The sequence below is a fragment of the Candidatus Kryptoniota bacterium genome, assembly GCA_036567965.1.
Taxonomy (GTDB): Bacteria; Bacteroidota; Ignavibacteria; order Kryptoniales; family JAKASW01; genus JAKASW01.
Genome location: DATCTN010000002.1, coordinates 17,845 through 34,653, shown reverse-complemented (window position 1 = coordinate 34,653; position 16,809 = coordinate 17,845). Strand labels below are relative to the sequence as shown.

Sequence of the window (16,809 nt, the reverse complement as noted above, 5' to 3'; positions counted from 1 at the left end):
TCGGAAAAAACTATTTCCTGCTTCTTGTTCCTTCAGAGTTGTCCCTCAACCGGTCGACTTTTGGTCTTATGACTTTGTGATTTGACTTTTAACACGGTGCCTTATGAGCCAGAAACTTAATTCCGACATACTCTCAGGTTTCTCTTGTCCGATTCCAAAATCGGATTATGCCAATGTTCTACTCGCTCACGGGAGCGGTGGAAAACTCACCAATCAATTGGTCGAGAAGATGTTCGTTCCGCAATTCAAGAACGACTTACTCGACCAGCTCCATGATGGTGCGGTCTTTGCGATAGGCGGACAGAAGTTTGCCTTCTCTACCGATTCGTTCGTAGTCGATCCTATATTTTTCCCCGGCGGGGATATCGGTGAGCTCTCAGTCAACGGGACTGTAAATGATCTCGCGATGTGCGGCTCGAAACCGCTCTATCTGTCGGCTGCTTTCATTATCGAAGAAGGGTTGCCAATTGACGATCTGTGGAAGATTGTACTTTCGATGCGGGCAGCGGCTGAAAAGGCAGGTGTCCTGCTCGTCACCGGCGACACTAAGGTCGTCGACCGCGGTAAGGGAGACAAGATATTTATAAATACGTCGGGGATTGGAATTGTGCCGGAGGACGTCGACATCGGTCCGAAAAGGGTGAAGGTCGGCGACCGAATAATTGTGAACGGAGACATAGCCCGACATGGCATCGCGATTTTGTCTGTACGCAACGGGCTCGAGTTTGAAACGGAAATTACGAGTGACACGGCGCCTTTGAACGGACTTGTTGCCGATATATTGAAGGTGAGCAAGAATGTTCATGTTCTTCGAGATCCGACGCGGGGCGGAGTGGCCACGATACTTAATGAGATCGCCGGGCAATCACATCTCGGCATCGTCCTTGACGAAGAAAAGATTCCTGTTGCCGATGCTGTCCGCAGCGCCTGCGAAATCCTCGGACTGGATCCGCTCTATGTCGCTAACGAGGGAAAGTTACTCGCCTTCGTCCCTCCGACCGACGCAGATAAAGTCCTGGCTGTTATGCGGAATCATCCGTTAGGTAAAGGCTCGGAAATAATCGGAGATGTCGTGGCACAGCACATCGGCACCGTGGTCATGAATAGCAAAATCGGCGGAGCCAGGGTCGTGGACATGCTCAGCGGCGAGCAGCTCCCAAGGATTTGCTAGAATCCCATAGAAGACTTTTCCTGCGGAGGCTGACCGACCGGGGGCACGCAATTTTTGTAACCATTTTTCCTTATCTTAATCGACGATTTCAGTCGAGCCAAAACCATATCAACCGTTAATAGAGAAACGAGTGGCATATGATCAAAACACTTAAGCTTCTTGGTCGCCTTGGTATGCTGTTGATGTTGACATGCGCGTCCTCCTTCTCTCAAGACCTGAGCAACGGGGACTTTCTTACAAGAGCGATTGACTCCACAGTCAGTCCGGGAACGGACTTCTTCAAGTTTGCCACGGGAACATGGATGAAGAACAATCCCATACCTCCTACCGAGAGAGCATGGGGTATAGGGAACCTCGTCGAGGATGAGACTTACAACCGGCTTAAAGGAATACTCGAAGAATCAGAAAGCTCGAACTCTCCTAAGGGGAGCAACGGGCAAAAGCTGGGGGATTTTTATTACACGGGAATGGATTCTGCGGGAATAGATGATCAAGGTTTGTCTCCGCTTAGTCCGGAACTTAAAGCCATTGGGTCGATTACGAGCAGTTCAGATGTCTTCAAGGTCGTGGCACTCCTGCAAAAGGAAGGCGTCAACGAGATGTTTGGAATATTTATTGACCAGGATCAGAAGAAGAGCGATTCGTATGCGCTGTATCTCTGGCAGGGAGGACTCGGACTTCCGAACAGGGAATACTATTTCCGGAACGACGCCCGCACTCAGAAGATACGGGATGAGTACAGGAAGCACGTGGCCAAAATGCTCCAGCTCGCCGGTGAAAGGGTCGATGATGCCGTTGCTAACGCCGACTCGATTTATCAGCTCGAGTTGTTTCTCGCTGACTCGTCGAGGAAACTCGAAGACCTGAGGGATCCATACGCGAATTATAACAAGATGGATTTTGCACGACTTAAGGAGAAATTCTCTGCCATTTCGTGGGGTGAGATCTTCGAAGACGAGGGAGCTCATAATGTCGATTCAGTCATCGTGGGTCAACCGGAATTTTACAACCAACTTTGTGCGGCAATTTCCAGGTTTGGGATCGAGAAATGGAAAGAGTATTTGAAATGGCATCTCTTGAATTCCTTCGCGGACAGGCTCGGGAGTAAGCTGGAAGAAGAAAATTTCCATTTCAAAGGAACAGTGATGTCCGGTGTCAAGGAGCAAAGACCCAGGTGGAAGCGTGTCCAGGACGCGACAGAACGTGCAATGGGAGAACTTCTCGGCCAGGTCTACGTTCAAAAGTATTATTCACGTCAAACCAAGAAACGGTATGAGAAACTAGTGGCCGACATGGTCGCTGCCTTTGCCCAACGCATCAAGAGTCTCGATTGGATGAGCGATTCCACAAAACAGAAGGCGTTGTACAAACTCAGCAGGATAACGAGAAAAGTCGGCTATCCTGATAAGTGGAAGGATTTCTCGAAATTGTCGATCGACAGAAGCTCGTTTGCGAGAAATACGATCAACTCAAACATCTTCTGGTTCGACCGGGACATGAATAAACTTGGAAAGCCGGTGGACCGTCAGGAATGGGATATGACGCCGCAGACTTATAACGCTTACTACAATCCGTCGAACAACGAGATCGTTCTTCCCGCCGCGATCTTCATCATACCGGGCGTTCCCGATTCACTCATCGACGATGCGGTTGTCTACTCGTATGCAGGCGCTTCGACAATAGGCCACGAGATGACACACGGCTTCGACGACGAAGGGAGACTTTACGACGCGAACGGAAATCTGTCCGACTGGTGGACAAAGGAAGATGCGGAGAAGTTCGAGGTAAGAAGCAAGAAGATGGTCGATCAATTCAACGGCTACGTCGTTCTGGACAGCATGCATATAAACGGGAAGGCCACACTGGGTGAGAATATAGCCGATCTCGGCGGGCTCGTGATTGGATACGATGCGTTCCAGAAGACAGCAGAGTACGTGGAAGGGAAATCGATAAACGGTCTGAGTCCATCTCAAAGATTTTGGCTCGGCTATGCATATTCATGGCTTGGTCATACACGGCCCGAAGCCCTTGCGCAGCAGGTACTGACCGACGTACATTCGCCAAATTTCCTGAGGGTGAATGGTCCACTAAGCGACCTACCTGCTTTCTACGAGGCGTTTGGGATCAAACAAGTAGAACCGATGTGGCGGTCCGAACAGGAGCGGGTAAAGATTTGGTAAGTATGCGAAATTCGAAGAGCGCTCGGCTACGGGATATGTTCAGCGCCGAAGAGAATGACTTCTTGCGCAAGTTCAAGAGGCCGTATGATATTCAACTCTACCTGAATGAACTGACTTACGACGCTATTCCGGGTACCGGCTCGCCGCGTGTGGTGATGAGAGAGCGGAAGGCAAACTGTTTCGAAGGGGCTCTCTTCGCAGCAGCAGCATTGAGATTTCTCGGCCACAAACCTGTCGTTCTCGACATCATGGCGCAACTTGATGATGACCATGTGATAGCACTCTTCAAGAAGGACGGACGCTTTGGCGCAGTCACGAAATCTAATACGACTGTCTTAAGATACAGGGAACCCGTCTATCAGTCAGTTCGCGAACTCGCGATGTCATATTTCGACATGTACTTCAACGTGAAGGGGAAGAAGTCGATGCGCAGTTATTCCAATCCGGTCGACCTCAGCCGGTTCGATGCGCAAGACTGGATGACCACAGAGGCGAACCTCGATTTCATCGGCGACTACCTCACCCGCGTGAAGCATCATAGTGTTCTGACGCGGGCCCAACTCAGAAACCTGAGCCCCGTCGATACTGATTTGGTCAAAGTCTGTTTTGCGGGTTCCGTCGAGGAAGGACTCTTCGACCCGGACTACGATTAGTGGCTTACAGTCCGGGACTCTCCGTTGGTGTCGGCCGAAGCATTTGACAATAGCCGTCATCTGGGCTAAATTCTCTTGCACATTGTCAGGGTGCTTCGTGAGTACGGCGAGTGAAAATCAACTGGAAAATTTCTCGTGCGACCGATTTGGTCGCATGACTCTTCGTTCCTTGAGGTCTGGCAGATTCAATTCGCGATTTCGGGGGACCCGATCGTAGTGTTATCGAAGAATGGGTGGTTCGTTATCGTAACTCTTTGATTTCTTCACACCTCATTCAAGCAGATCTGTGTACCGCAGTTACCATGAAGCCGTCTGACTGATAAGTCTCCTCAATTTCTGCACAAACGGAGGGTAAGATGAATAAATTCACAAAAGCTTTCATCGCAGTTGCCTGCCTGAGCAGTTGGATCATTGCGGGATGCAGCAAGAACGAGTCAACCACTGCATCGTCGGCAGACCAGGCAAAAGCCGTGGAGCGCGTTAATCAGGCGAATCTTATTTTTGTCCCGCGACTCGCGCTCGTGATCAGTTCAGAAGGTAAAGACACGACCGGGTTCGACATGTCCGCCGCGACTTCTTTGTACAAGGAAGCGCTAACCTACGACCCCGACAATGTCGATGCTCATTTTGGAATCGCTGTTACCGAGTTCTTTACAGTATTTTCAGATCCGTCGCTTCGATCTGCGTTTGCCAACCTGCAATCTCCAACCTCATTGATGTCCGTCTCACCATTTTCAGTTTTCGACCGCAAATCCGGGATGGAACGCTTCGGCGGTCTTCTCAACGGAAGCATCAAGTCTAATCTCGCCCAGGTCATAGATCCAATGTACCCGGTGAAGATGGCTCGAAGTCACGTGATGAGCGTGAATGGTCAGCCGTTCAGTTATTATCAGGGACTCATTGAAACGAAAGTCCTGCCTTCATTGTCAGACGCCATTTCGCATCTCAACATAGTCACCCAGCATTCCAGTTACATTTTTTACATTACTCCCGAGGAGGTCGGAGAGAACATTGGAGATTCAATTCGCATCGGACTCACAGAGATCTATGTTCTCCTTGCCACGTGTCAGACAGTGGACGCAGGCGCGTCACTTGTGGTTGCGTACAACGTCGATTATGATGCGACCGACTCTTCCGCTGTAAAGGCAGCTTGGCAGCCAAATTCCGCTTTCCTGGCACTCAGAAGCGGTGGAGCGCAAAGAATGAAGGACGTTCGAACGAACATCATTGCCGCCGCCACGAGCATCCAGAGTGGAGTGAACTTTCTCATACAACATCCGGCTAACGGCATAATTCCTTACCGTTCCGAGGATGCCGCCACCTTGAGCGAATTGAAAAGCGCGATGGATTCTGTCAAGACGTATCTTTCCGGCCCCGTCCAGATTAGTGTCTCAGTCGGCGGCAATAGTCAGGCTACCACCACGATCACGGTAAACCTGAAAAATGTTTTTGACAACGCCATTCCAAACTTCAAGTTGAAACTTCCCGGGTATACCGTGAGCATTCAACCTAATGGCACTCATTATGATGCGGTCCTGATGTGGCAGGCGGCTTCATTCTCACAATGGATCTTTCCTGACCCCACATTTAATAACATTCTTCCCGGCATGACGTCCGACGCTTTGCTCAAACAGACTTTCGGCATCACTTCTTCAGGTTGGCAGCCATACGTGATCATACCGGGATGAGGCGCGCCGTCAAATGGGCTCGCGTTCCGTTGCTCTCTTAACAGTATTCAGTCTCGCGGCATTCGTCCCGGGATCGGTGCATGCGCAGGACGTTCAAGGTTTTTTCCTGGACGGCGAAGAGGAGTTCATCCCGATGGGCGGGAACCCGCTTTCGCTGTTTAATTCTGATGTTCAATGTGAAAGCTTTATTCCAGGGAGTTTGTCGCGTTGCGTCAGTTTCAATTTCCACGAGGACAATGTATTTCGCGAGCTGCACGCGGACGGCACGGAGAATTTACTCCAGCGTTTCTCGCGTGAGGTCAATGTAAGTCTTCCGCTCTCGGAGAGTCCGTACTCACCGGGATTCAGACTCAACGTGTCGTCGGTAAGCTCGATGGGGTTGGTAAATCAGTCGCCTTCTGAGTTGGCGAACTATCAGGGCGAGTCGAAAGCGGCAACTCTCTACTTCCAAATGCCCCTCGGCCCTGCTTTACGTGTCGGGGCATCTGTCGGGCGTTCTCTGGCCGCAGGGCCCAGGAGCTTGAGTTACGAGAGTAGGTTCTCTTTCCTTTTCCAAAACGGAGTGCTTGTAAATGTGGACGTGGGCAGATGGAATACGAGTCAGACTTTGCAGATTCAATACGATGATGGAGAGGGCGTCCTTCCGCTCGACTTTGTTTCACAGGGAGCCCGCATTTCTGTGTCGGCACCTGTCGGCGCGCTGACAATGGTCTTGAGCGGTCACAAAAATTTCTTGTCTTCAATTCCCGACGCCGTCGATCAGTCTGACACTAGATTCTGTCCTAATGGAAATGATGCAGGCTTGAGACTCGATATTCTAGGATTCCTATCGGCGGGATGGAAAACCCTTCTTACAGCCAACGAGGAGGCGACGCTGGGCAGCGGGAGCTTTTATTCGGAAGAAAGGAAATATGGCTCACTCAACGGATTCGATCTCAGGACCGTCACTCTTCAGGCTGCGATTGAAAAGAAGGGTCTCTCGGGCGATATTTTCGAATCGGACCTCAAATGGAAACTATTGCGGGGAAAGGTTGATGGATTCGCCGAAGACTGGCCTTTCACAAGTCTGTTCGATTCGCCTATTCCTGTTCGCGAAAACATCAGCGCGTCGGGTTCTTTGAACGTGCTTCAACTTCATGCGGGATGGTTGAAACCAATTCGGGAGAGAGTCCGGTTCGGAATCGGTGCAAGTCTCCTCTGTATGAAGCCGCAGCTTGAACTCGATTCGTGGGAGTCGAAATATCTGGTGTTCGGAGTGAGAGGTTATAAGGAAAGATTTCTCACCGTAGATGTGGTTGATGCAGCATTGATATCGACCGGGCTGCAAGTCGACCTCTCACCATTCTCATTGGATTACGCGTTCACCCAATTCGTTCCTCTATACGTCGGTCGAACCAATGTGAACGGCACTTCCGGCATTTCGGGACCGGCGGCAGGGACGAGTCGCAGTTCTGGCGGTCAGTTCCACTCAGTCGGAATAAAATATGAGTTCTAGATGAAAGCGGATCCGAAACTCATCGCAGTCGAATTCAATAACTGTATTACAAACCATGATTCGGCGGGTCTGGCAAGTCTTATGACCGATGATCACGTCTTTATTGATCGAGACGGGAATGTCCATCGCTCTAAGGAATTTATGGTGAACGCCTGGATAAAATTCTTCGAGCAATTTCCTAATTATAAGAACACATTCACAAGAATTGAATCGCGGGGAGACAGAGCGGTAATGTTGGGTTACGCATACTGGTCTGAGACAAATCGGCACGATCCCGCGATATGGACTGCCGAGATAGTCGGCGGACTTGTCGCCGAATGGCACATTTACTACGACACAGAGCAAAACAGACGAAGATTCGGGCTCACATGAGACGAGCCGGTGAAATCTGATTTCTGAACCGAAATTTTTCCGCTCGAACTTGAATCAAAGGGGGAATCTAAAATGAAGAACGCCGATAACGCAGTTGCGAAGTTCACAGAAGGGTTCAACTGCGCTCAGTCCGTCTTCTCCTCTTTTTGCGATATTCTTGGGATAGAAAAAGACACCGCCCTCCGGATCGCGACGGGGTTCGGGTCGGGAATGGCGCGGAAGCAGGAGGTGTGCGGCGCGGTAACGGGTGCGATCATGGTGATCGGTGCCAGGTATGGACGCAGCAACAGCGAAAGCGCGGAGCGGACGGGAGAAACCTACGAGAAAGTCCGCCTGCTCATGGACAGTTTTGCCCGTGAGTATGGCACCTGGAATTGCAGGGATCTGTTGGAGGGTTGCGACCTCAATACTCCCGAAGGACAAAGAGAAATCAGTGAAAAAGATCTCTCGAACAAAGTGTGCCGCAGGTGTGTGAAGAGCGCCGCCGAAATGGTTGAGGAACTTCTCCGCTAGCGAAGTCCTAGAACTTAAGCGTGAAAACGGTTTCGCGTTGTGGGTCCGACCTGAGCGTTATGCTCCCGCGGTGAGCCCGCATTATCTGTCGTGACAAGCTCAAGCCGATGCCCGACCCTTCCTTCCTGGTCGTAAAGAATGGTATGAATATTTTTTCCTGGAGGTCTTCCGCAATTCCGTGCCCGTTGTCCATGACCTGAACGAGGACCGCTCCACGGCTGTCGATCTTTCCGCTCAACCGGATTGTGGGAGCTGTTGTGGCAGTGAGTGCGGAAAGTGAATTCAGGATCAGATTAATCAATACCTGTTCGATCAGGTCGGGATCGGCTGTCAATTCGAGATCCAACGGATCGACAGAATAAGCGAATTCTATTTTGCGTATCTGGAATCTGTCCGCAAATAGTTTCTGTATCCTTTCAAATAAATCCCGCACTTTAATTATCTGGAAATTCGGGATCGGGATGCGGGTCAAGTTCCTGTAATCGTCCACAAAATGGAGCAATCCCTCGCTTCGCTTCGCGATCGTATCGAGCGCACCCTTCACATCCCTGAGCCGTTCGCCATCCACCTCGGGCCCGCTGCGCCCCTCGCCAACTGAGTCCACGAGAAGCGAACTCGCGGTTGAAGAAAGCGACACTATCGGCGTGACGGAATTCATGATTTCGTGTGTGAGAACTCTTATAAGATTCTGCCACGCCTCCATTTCACGCTCTTCCAATTCGCTCTGGATATTCGTCAGCGACACGAGAGTGTAATGTTTCTCCCGCATCTTGAATTCAGCCGCATATATCGACAGCTGCGAAAGTTCATTATCCCCCGCGATCTTCACCAGGACTTTGTCGCCCGCCTTGATTCCGCGGAGTGTACCGGCAAGCAGCGGACTTACCGCGTCGAGCTCGGATATATTGCTGATTCCGTTCAGCTTCAGCAGGCGTTTCGCCGCGGTATTCACGAGCTCCACCTTCCCATCCTGCGTATATGCCATCAAACCTATCCCGACGTGCTGAACTACTATCTGTAGGTAACGATAATGTTCTTCCTTCTCCGATCGCGCTTTCCTGAATTCGTCGATCACATCGGAAAACGCGCTGCTCAGTTCCTCGAATGATGAACCTTTTACAGTACTCCTGAACGTCTGTGAGAAATCGGAATACTTGATCGATTCAAAGAACCTCGCGATCTCCCTGTTCGTCTTCTGAACATAATGCATCAGTGAGTATAATTGTGCCAGTATGAGCAGCGAAACAATAAAGGGCGTTGCTATGAAGCTCGTCCTTGTCACGAGATAGATCAGCACGAACACGGAAAGGCACAGGAGGACTGTCCTGAAAACGACTATGACGCTAAATCTTCTAAAGACCATATTTTTCGATCCTTCGATAAAGCGATGCCCTGGTGAGGCCGAGTTCCTTCGCGGCCTTCGAAAGGTTGCCGCCGTGTTTGCTCACTGCTTTCATGATGAGGATCCTTTCTGCGTCTTCAAGATGAAAACTGTTTATTTCGAGCCCGCTCTCTTTGCTGTCCTGCGATGAGAAATTGAAATCGTCCGGTCCCAAATTGTCAGACTCCGCAAGGATAACAAGCCGCTCGATTGTGTGCTGCAGTTCTCTCACATTACCCGGCCATCGATATGCGAGGAGCTTCTCCTTTGCGTTGCTTTCAATCGTCTTTAACCGCTTTCCGTACTTCCTGCAGTAAACTTGGAGAAAGTGGTCCGCAAGGAGAGGAATGTCGACTGTCCGCCTCCTCAGTGGAGGGAGGTTTATCTCCACCGTGTTTATTCTGTATAGCAAGTCTTGCCTGAAACGTTTTTCCGATGTGAGCTCCTCCGTCGGCAGGTTTGTCGCGCAGATCAATCTGATGTCGATGTCTCTTGTCGCGCTTGACCCGATTCTCGTGACCTTGCGGTTTTGAAGGACCGCCAGAAGCTTCATCTGCAAATTGGGAGAAAGATTTCCGATCTCGTCGAGAAAAAGAGTGCCGCCCGACGCGACCTCGAACCGGCCGGCTCTGTCCTCCTTCGCGTCCGTGAAGGCGCCTTTGACGTATCCGAACAGCTCGCTTTCGAAAAGAGACTCGCTGAGCGAGCCCACGTCCACACCAAGGAATATCTCTGTGTTCCTTGCGGACTGCCTGTGAATTGCGCGCGCGACGAGTTCTTTACCTGTTCCGTTTTCTCCAAGGATCAAAACGTTCGCGTCCGTCACGGCGACTTTCTGGATTGTGTTGAATACCGAACGCATCTCCTCCGATACGCCGATGATCTCATGGAACTGACTGTCGATGTCCTGGCTCAATTGCTTTTGCTTAGAGATAAGACTGTCTATCTCCTGTTTCGAGTCACTGAGCTTCATCGCTGCTGACACCGTCGCGAGCAGTTTTTCGTTCTGCCATGGCTTCAGCACGAAATCCGTCGCACCCTGTTTGATAGCGCTGACCGCCATCTCTATATTTCCGAATGCTGTTATCATGATAACCACAGCCGACGGCTCCAATTCCAGGACTTTATTCAGCCAGTGAAAGCCTTCACGACCGCGCGTTTCATTGCCCGTGAAATTCATGTCGAGGAGAATGACGGCAAACTGTTCCGTCATCAAGATGGCAGGAATCTGATTCGGATCCTTTTCGACCCGCACATCCGCGTAATGTCGCTTCAGGAGGAGCCTCGCAGAATATAAAATATCCTCATCGTCGTCGACGACAAGAATTTTCCCGGTATTCAACGCCATGAACAGTAAGTCTTCTTTTTCAATTTGCCGCCATCATCTTATGGTCTGCAATTACCGTTCCTCAATGGACTTTCAATCTCGAATTCATGGAGGCTCTCCTGAAAGAGTCGGCTCTCCATATGTCCGCTGCCGGACACGACTGTCCGTAATCGGACAAATGGAACTTGGCAAGTGGACAGAAAATAATCAAATAGAGTCAGGCAAGATCTCATCTTTCACCCAAATCTGTGGAATTCTTCATTGAATGGCCTCATCGGCGCAATCAACTTCCGATGGTGATCTTGATGTTAAAAGGCATACCAATTGTACTTGATGTATCATGCGGAACCAACTTTCCGATTTCGACGTACTCGAATTAGTGCAAAAGGAATATCAAGTGGATCGACGAATCGAGAAGAAACCATTTTACAGAACTAGACGGTTTTGGTTGTATATCGGCGGCGGAATTATTTTTCTCACTTTGATCATTCTCATTCTCGCTGATACCGGTTCGAAACTGAATGTCGAATCGGATAAGATAACAATATCGACTGTTGAAGTCGGAGACTTTCAGGAATTCATACCAGTGACGGGCACAATACTTCCCCGAACCACTTTCTATCTTGACGCGATCCTCGGAGGAACTGTCGAGAAGAAATTCGTGGAAGAAGGTGCGATTCTGAAGAAGGGGGACAGGATACTTCAGCTTTCGAACACGAACGTTCAGTTAAACGCTTTGCAGCAGGAGACATTTACCTACCAGCAAATTAACGATGCTCGGAACACACGGCTTCAGATTGAGCAGAACAGTAATTCGCTTCAGAACACTCTTGTGGCGGCTAACTACAACCTCATAAGCGCGGGGCAGACATATGATCGACAGAAGGCACTGTGGAACAAGAAACTGATTTCCGCGGCCGACTTCGAGCAGGCGGAGAACAGTTTCAATCTCGCGGTCGACCAGCAGAAGCTCGCCTACCAGAATTTCTCGAGAGACTCGGTTCTAAAGCAGAACCAGCTTCAGCAGATCGGCGAGTCGATTGAACGGCTGCAGAAGAATCTCGAACTGATCCGCGAAGAAATCGACAACCTTACAGTCAGGGCACCGATCAGCGGGCAGTTGACTGCGCTCAACGCGGAAACGGGCCAGGCCAAATCGCCGGGCGACCAGATGGGACAGATTGATGCGCTCGATGGCTTCAAGGTGCGAGCGGATATAGATGAGTTTTATATCGCACGTGTTGCACAAGGCCTGCATGCTACCGTCGAAATCGACGGAAAGAATTATGGTCTTGTGGTAACCAAAGTCTACGCCGAAGTGACAGGCGGAAAATTCCAGGTCGACATGAATTTCGACAGCGACGTTCCGGGCGGCATAAGGAGAGGGCAGACTCTTCAGATCAGATTACAATTGAGTGAAAGAACCAAGGCGCTCCTCCTTCCTCGAGGCGGATTCTACCAGAAGACGGGCGGCCAGTGGGTCTTCGTGCTGAATAAGTCCGGCGGTGAAGCCGTGAAAAGGTCCATCAGCCTCGGGCGGCAGAACCCGGATTACTTTGAAGTGTTGAAGGGGCTTTCACCTGGAGACAGGGTAGTGACCTCTTCTTACGATAACTTCGGCGATGTGGACGAGTTGCTTATAAAGAACTGAAAACAGCCAAATAAACGGGAGAGGAATCAATGGCATTTGAAAATGTACTCGCAGGCGGAAGCAATCATCAGAAGACCGCTCGCAACAATACGATGCTTCGCACGGTCAACCTGAAGAAGATCTACACGACCGAAGAGGTGGAGACGACGGCTCTTGACAATGTGAGCATCGAAATAAAAGAGAAGGAATTCGTCGCGATCATGGGGCCGTCAGGATGCGGCAAGTCTACGCTCTTGAATATTTTCGGCTTGCTGGACAACCCATCGGGCGGCGAATATTACTTTTTGAATGAAGAGGTATCGAAGCACACCGAGCGTCAGCGTGCTAACGTACGGAAGGCAAACATCGGGTTCGTGTTCCAGAGCTTCAATCTCATCGATGAGCTGACGGTATTTGAAAATGTTGAGCTTCCTCTTCTATATCTCGGCGTTTCTGCGTCGGCCCGTACCAATATGGTGAACGAAGTTCTCGAACGGATGCAGATCATGCACCGGAAGGATCACTTCCCCCAGCAGCTCTCCGGCGGTCAGCAGCAGCGTGTGGCGGTAAGCAGGGCAGTAGTCGCGAAGCCCGCCCTGATTCTTGCCGACGAACCGACGGGAAATCTCGATTCCGCGAACGGTGAAGAAGTAATGAACATACTCACGAAACTGAACGAAGGCGGAACGACGATCGTCATGGTCACTCACTCGCCGCACGATTCCGAATTCGCACACAGGATCATTCATCTCTTCGACGGACATGTCGTGACGGAGAATTATAAAGAAAAGTTCCACGTATGAGACGCAGAGCGCAGGGGGCGAGGCGCAAAGCGCATTAAGAAAGGGGTTCAAAATGAAGTTCAGGTTTCAGGATTTACAGATTTGGCAGTTTGCTATTGAGATCTCTGATGAGCTTCTAAACATTGCAGACCAGTTGGAACAAAGGAAGCTCTTCAGGTTCGCGGAGCAACTGCGAGGTGCGGCAATGAGCATGAGCAACAACATAGCTGAAGGTTCCGGATCCACATCAAATAGAGGTTTCAAGAATTTCTTGAATATTGCCAGGAAATCCACTTTTGAGAACGCAAATATCCTCATTATTCTCAGTCGAAGAAAGCTCATACCCGAGCAAGAACTTGACGAGGTGCTCGATAGACTAGATAAGGAATGCAGAATGATAACCAACTTCGGAAGAACTTTATGAAGATAGCCTTACCCTTTGCACTATGCGCTTCGCTAAGTCACGGGAGACTCCCATGATCAGACTCTCCGCCATTGAAAAATTCTACGCTACCAAAGTCATCAAGACCTACGTTCTCAGAAACATCAACCTCGAGGTCAAGGAAGGTGAATTTATTTCCGTCATGGGTCCTTCCGGTTCTGGAAAGACCACACTCCTCAATATCATCGGAATGCTCGACGTGCCGTCGAACGGCGAATATTATTTCTATGATGAGCCGGTCCACAAGATGAGCGAGAAGAAGCTATCCGAATTGCATAAGATGCATATCGGTTTTGTGTTTCAGAGTTATCATCTGATAGATGAGCTCACGGTTTATGAGAATCTTGAGACTCCTCTCCTTTATCAGAAAGTCAAATCAAACGACAGAAAAGGGAGAGTCGCTGAGACACTCGACAGATTCAATATCGTGGCGAAGAAAGATCTGTTCCCAAATCAGCTCTCCGGCGGTCAACAGCAGCTGGTTGCGATCGCGCGAGCGGTCATCGCTGAACCCAAATTGATTCTCGCGGACGAGCCGACAGGCAACCTCCATTCAGACCAGGGAAAAGAGATAATGGATCTGCTCAAGGAGTTGAACAAGCAAGGCACAACAATCATCCAGGTGACCCATTCTGAAACAAACGCAGGCTACGGAAATAGAATTATCAAATTGAAAGATGGATGGATGGAATAATGGTGCCGCGGGACGGGATCAATATGCTTGAGCAACCCCTATGTCACGGCTTAGCTGCAGGAGCTCGATATGCTTAGGAACTATTTGAGGGTCGCGGTCAGGAACCTTTTGAAGAACAGAGTCTTCTCATTCATAAATATCGTCGGACTCGCCGTCGGGATGGCAGGGAGTCTCCTGATTCTCTACTACGTCGCCAACCAGCTGAGTTATGAATCGATGCATGAGAACAGGTCACACATCTATCGTGTATCGATCGAGTTTGGAAGCGGTACTTCGACGATCAAGCTGGCGGGCGCTTTTCCTGCGCTTGGTCCGGCAGCTGCGACGGAACTGCCTGATGTCAAGGCATCTGTGAGATTCAGAAACGATGGAAATGCCGTCATAACAGCCAACGAGAGGGAATACAAAGAGAGCAATTTCTTTTTTTCCGATTCGAACGTTTTCAGTGTCTTCACATTTCCGCTCATGGCAGGCAACAGCAGCACTGCCCTGAATGATCCCTCCTCGATAGTCATTTCTGAAAATCTCGCCCGCAAATACTTCGGTAGCACTGACGTGATTGGAAGAAGACTCACGTACGATAAGAAATACGACTTCGTCGTCTCAGGTGTCATGCGAAATGTACCGGCAAACACTATGATAAGGTGCGAACTTATAGCTCCATACTCGCGGGCGTTGGAAATCCAGAGCCCTCCCCTGCCGTGGCTGCAGTGGGGTCAGGATTTCACATATCTCTATCTGAATGACGCCGCGTCTCTTGAAAATGTGAAATCGGAACTTGAGAAGATTTACCTTAAGAATACAAACAAGCTGATGGCGTCCATGATGCACTTCCGGCTTATTCCTATTTCAGATGTCTACTTCAAGTCCGACATGATGGGGGAACTCGCGCCTACCGGAAATATCACGACCGTGTACCTCCTTTCATCAGTCGCCGTTCTCCTCTTATTGATCGCGTGCCTGAATTTCATCAACCTGTCGACTGCCCGCTCTCTCCGCCGATCGAAGGAGGTGGGATTGCGAAAGACTTTTGGAGCGAATAGAAGCAGTCTCGTTCTTCAGTTCTTCGGCGAGTCGCTCTTCGTCTCGATGCTCGCACTTTTGTTGAGCCTGATAGTGTACGAAGCGGTCTATCCGGTTCTTTACGACTACTTCGGGATGAGTGTCTCAAATTCCCCCGTTCTCAGTCTCAACTTCATTATTGTTTTGTTTTCGACAATGCTGTTTGTCGGACTCGTTGCGGGAATTTATCCCGCTCTGTTCTTGTCAAAGTACAAGCCTGTTGAATCGCTGAAAGGTCAGAATACTTCCGGGTCATCGGGGGCGGCACTGAGGAAAGGTCTGGTCACGACTCAATTTGCAGTTACAACCATCCTCATTATCGGCACGATGGCGATCTACAGGCAGCTTAATTTCATGCGCAACTCGAATCTTGGGTTCAACAAGGAGAACGTACTCGTAGTTGATTATCCAATTTCCGACAAGAACGCGGCGGCAAAATATTCTGTGGTGAAAGAGGCCTTTCTTTCAATTCCTGGCGTGATCGATGTTTCGGGGAGCTATAGTCTCCCCGGTATCGCCAACAAAGAAACGCAAAGCGTTCAGTTGAAGGGAAAAACCGGGACGGACTTCGTGATGTTCCAGGCCGATGGGGTCGACTATGATTATGTGCAGACTCTCGGACTTGAATTGATCAAAGGGAGAAACTTTTCAGAGAAGTTTGTCTCCGACAGCACGAATGCGATCATATTGAATGAGACGGCAGTGAGGGATCTCGATCTCAAAGATCCAATTGGCGCTGAAGTCTACATACCAGGAGGGAACAATACTCAACGGCTCGCCAAGGTCATCGGTGTGATCCGGGATTTCCATCTCTCCTCATTCCACAACAAGATCGAGCCGATGTTTCTCTACATCAACCCGGCGAGGTACTTCAACATAGCGCTCAAGATGAACGCAGTGAGCGTCGGCACGATCTTACCGATGCTCGAAGGGAGATGGAAGACGATACTACCCGGAAAAGATTTCAGCTACTCGTTTCTGGATCAAGCATACAATAATCTCTACCAATCGGATCAAAAGACGGGAAGCCTCTTCTCAATCTTCGCTTCTCTATCCATCGTGGTGGCATGCATGGGTCTTTTCGGACTTGTGGCATACACTGTAGAAGTGAGGACGAAGGAAATCGGCGTTAGGAAGGTGTTGGGAGCCGGACTTCGCAACATTGCGCTCCTCCTTTCAAAAGATTTTCTCAAATGGGTTCTGATATCGAATTTAATCGCCTGGCCTCTGGCGTACTATCTCATATCGAAATGGCTCGAAGGATTCGCGTATCGGACTGATGTTGGACCGGTAGTGTTCGTGTTTGCCATGGTGCTGACATTATTAATTGCCGCACTTACGATCAGTCTGCAGGCAATCAAGGCAGCCCGGACTGATCCGGCAAGAAGCCTAAGGTATGAATGAATTGATAAGACGCGC

14 protein-coding genes are annotated in these 16,809 nt (G+C 49.9%); 12 read left to right on the top strand and 2 right to left on the bottom strand.

Going from position 1 to position 16,809, the window contains the following annotated elements:
* Window positions 1-103 precede the first annotated feature (103 nt).
* The 7 genes from hypE to VIS48_00165 all read left to right on the top strand — a co-directional run bounded on the left by hypE (window position 104) and on the right by VIS48_00165 (window position 8,072).
* The gene (hypE, locus tag VIS48_00195; protein HEY9164561.1) at window positions 104-1,171 is read left to right on the top strand and encodes a hydrogenase expression/formation protein HypE; all 1,068 of its coding nucleotides are present in this window, start codon (window positions 104-106) and stop codon (window positions 1,169-1,171) included.
* A 137-nt stretch (window positions 1,172-1,308) separates the two neighbouring features.
* The gene (locus VIS48_00190; protein ID HEY9164560.1) at window positions 1,309-3,351 is read left to right on the top strand and encodes a M13 family metallopeptidase; all 2,043 of its coding nucleotides are present in this window, start codon (window positions 1,309-1,311) and stop codon (window positions 3,349-3,351) included.
* Window positions 3,352-3,413: 62 nt separating this feature from the next.
* Window positions 3,414-4,004, top strand: a complete 591-nt coding sequence (locus VIS48_00185) for a hypothetical protein (protein ID HEY9164559.1) — start codon at window positions 3,414-3,416, stop codon at window positions 4,002-4,004.
* A 356-nt stretch (window positions 4,005-4,360) separates the two neighbouring features.
* Window positions 4,361-5,692, top strand: a complete 1,332-nt coding sequence (locus VIS48_00180; GenBank protein ID HEY9164558.1) for a hypothetical protein — start codon at window positions 4,361-4,363, stop codon at window positions 5,690-5,692.
* Window positions 5,693-5,705: 13 nt separating this feature from the next.
* Window positions 5,706-7,187, top strand: coding sequence for a hypothetical protein (locus VIS48_00175; protein ID HEY9164557.1), 1,482 nt, complete (start codon window positions 5,706-5,708; stop codon window positions 7,185-7,187).
* Window positions 7,188-7,559 (top strand): nuclear transport factor 2 family protein, encoded by a 372-nt coding sequence (locus VIS48_00170; protein ID HEY9164556.1) that lies wholly within the window; start codon window positions 7,188-7,190, stop codon window positions 7,557-7,559.
* Window positions 7,560-7,631: 72 nt separating this feature from the next.
* Window positions 7,632-8,072 (top strand): C-GCAxxG-C-C family protein, encoded by a 441-nt coding sequence (locus tag VIS48_00165; protein HEY9164555.1) that lies wholly within the window; start codon window positions 7,632-7,634, stop codon window positions 8,070-8,072.
* Between the two features lie 7 nt (window positions 8,073-8,079).
* On the opposite strand, the gene VIS48_00160 is transcribed toward VIS48_00165, so the two are convergent.
* Together VIS48_00160 and VIS48_00155 are read right to left on the bottom strand one after the other, a co-directional pair.
* Complete coding sequence (locus VIS48_00160; GenBank protein HEY9164554.1) at window positions 8,080-9,435, bottom strand: ATP-binding protein; 1,356 nt, start codon at window positions 9,433-9,435, stop codon at window positions 8,080-8,082.
* Complete coding sequence (locus tag VIS48_00155; GenBank protein ID HEY9164553.1) at window positions 9,425-10,801, bottom strand: sigma-54 dependent transcriptional regulator; 1,377 nt, start codon at window positions 10,799-10,801, stop codon at window positions 9,425-9,427. Before VIS48_00155 ends, VIS48_00160 begins: the two co-directional genes overlap by 11 nt.
* Before the next feature lie 376 nt (window positions 10,802-11,177).
* Between VIS48_00155 and VIS48_00150 the strand changes: the two genes are divergently transcribed.
* The 5 genes from VIS48_00150 (at window position 11,178) to VIS48_00130 (ending at window position 16,794) form a co-directional block, all read left to right on the top strand.
* On the top strand, window positions 11,178-12,431 hold the full coding sequence (locus VIS48_00150) for an HlyD family efflux transporter periplasmic adaptor subunit (protein ID HEY9164552.1): 1,254 nt from the start codon (window positions 11,178-11,180) through the stop codon (window positions 12,429-12,431).
* A 92-nt stretch (window positions 12,432-12,523) separates the two neighbouring features.
* Window positions 12,524-13,213 (top strand): ABC transporter ATP-binding protein, encoded by a 690-nt coding sequence (locus VIS48_00145; protein HEY9164551.1) that lies wholly within the window; start codon window positions 12,524-12,526, stop codon window positions 13,211-13,213.
* A gap of 52 nt (window positions 13,214-13,265) precedes the next feature.
* Window positions 13,266-13,616 carry a four helix bundle protein gene (locus VIS48_00140; GenBank protein HEY9164550.1) on the top strand — a complete coding sequence of 117 codons (351 nt, stop codon included), beginning with the start codon at window positions 13,266-13,268 and terminating at the stop codon, window positions 13,614-13,616.
* Window positions 13,617-13,668: 52 nt separating this feature from the next.
* Window positions 13,669-14,328 (top strand): ABC transporter ATP-binding protein, encoded by a 660-nt coding sequence (locus VIS48_00135; protein ID HEY9164549.1) that lies wholly within the window; start codon window positions 13,669-13,671, stop codon window positions 14,326-14,328.
* A 69-nt stretch (window positions 14,329-14,397) separates the two neighbouring features.
* Entirely contained in the window at window positions 14,398-16,794 is a 2,397-nt protein-coding gene (locus tag VIS48_00130) for an ABC transporter permease (protein ID HEY9164548.1), read from the top strand.
* Window positions 16,795-16,809 lie beyond the last annotated feature (15 nt).

Bases quoted from the DNA above. Each gene is read 5' to 3' on its own strand.
- hypE (HEY9164561.1), top strand. From the start codon at position 104: ATGAGCCAGAAACTTAATTCCGACATACTCTCAGGTTTCTCTTGTCCG.
- VIS48_00190 (HEY9164560.1), top strand. From the start codon at position 1,309: ATGATCAAAACACTTAAGCTTCTTGGTCGCCTTGGTATGCTGTTGATG.
- VIS48_00180 (HEY9164558.1), top strand. From the start codon at position 4,361: ATGAATAAATTCACAAAAGCTTTCATCGCAGTTGCCTGCCTGAGCAGT.
- VIS48_00175 (HEY9164557.1), top strand. From the start codon at position 5,706: ATGGGCTCGCGTTCCGTTGCTCTCTTAACAGTATTCAGTCTCGCGGCA.
- VIS48_00170 (HEY9164556.1), top strand. From the start codon at position 7,188: ATGAAAGCGGATCCGAAACTCATCGCAGTCGAATTCAATAACTGTATT.
- VIS48_00165 (HEY9164555.1), top strand. From the start codon at position 7,632: ATGAAGAACGCCGATAACGCAGTTGCGAAGTTCACAGAAGGGTTCAAC.
- VIS48_00160 (HEY9164554.1), bottom strand. From the start codon at position 9,435: ATGGTCTTTAGAAGATTTAGCGTCATAGTCGTTTTCAGGACAGTCCTC.
- VIS48_00155 (HEY9164553.1), bottom strand. From the start codon at position 10,801: ATGGCGTTGAATACCGGGAAAATTCTTGTCGTCGACGACGATGAGGAT.
- VIS48_00145 (HEY9164551.1), top strand. From the start codon at position 12,524: ATGCTTCGCACGGTCAACCTGAAGAAGATCTACACGACCGAAGAGGTG.
- VIS48_00140 (HEY9164550.1), top strand. From the start codon at position 13,266: ATGAAGTTCAGGTTTCAGGATTTACAGATTTGGCAGTTTGCTATTGAG.
- VIS48_00135 (HEY9164549.1), top strand. From the start codon at position 13,669: ATGATCAGACTCTCCGCCATTGAAAAATTCTACGCTACCAAAGTCATC.
- VIS48_00130 (HEY9164548.1), top strand. From the start codon at position 14,398: ATGCTTAGGAACTATTTGAGGGTCGCGGTCAGGAACCTTTTGAAGAAC.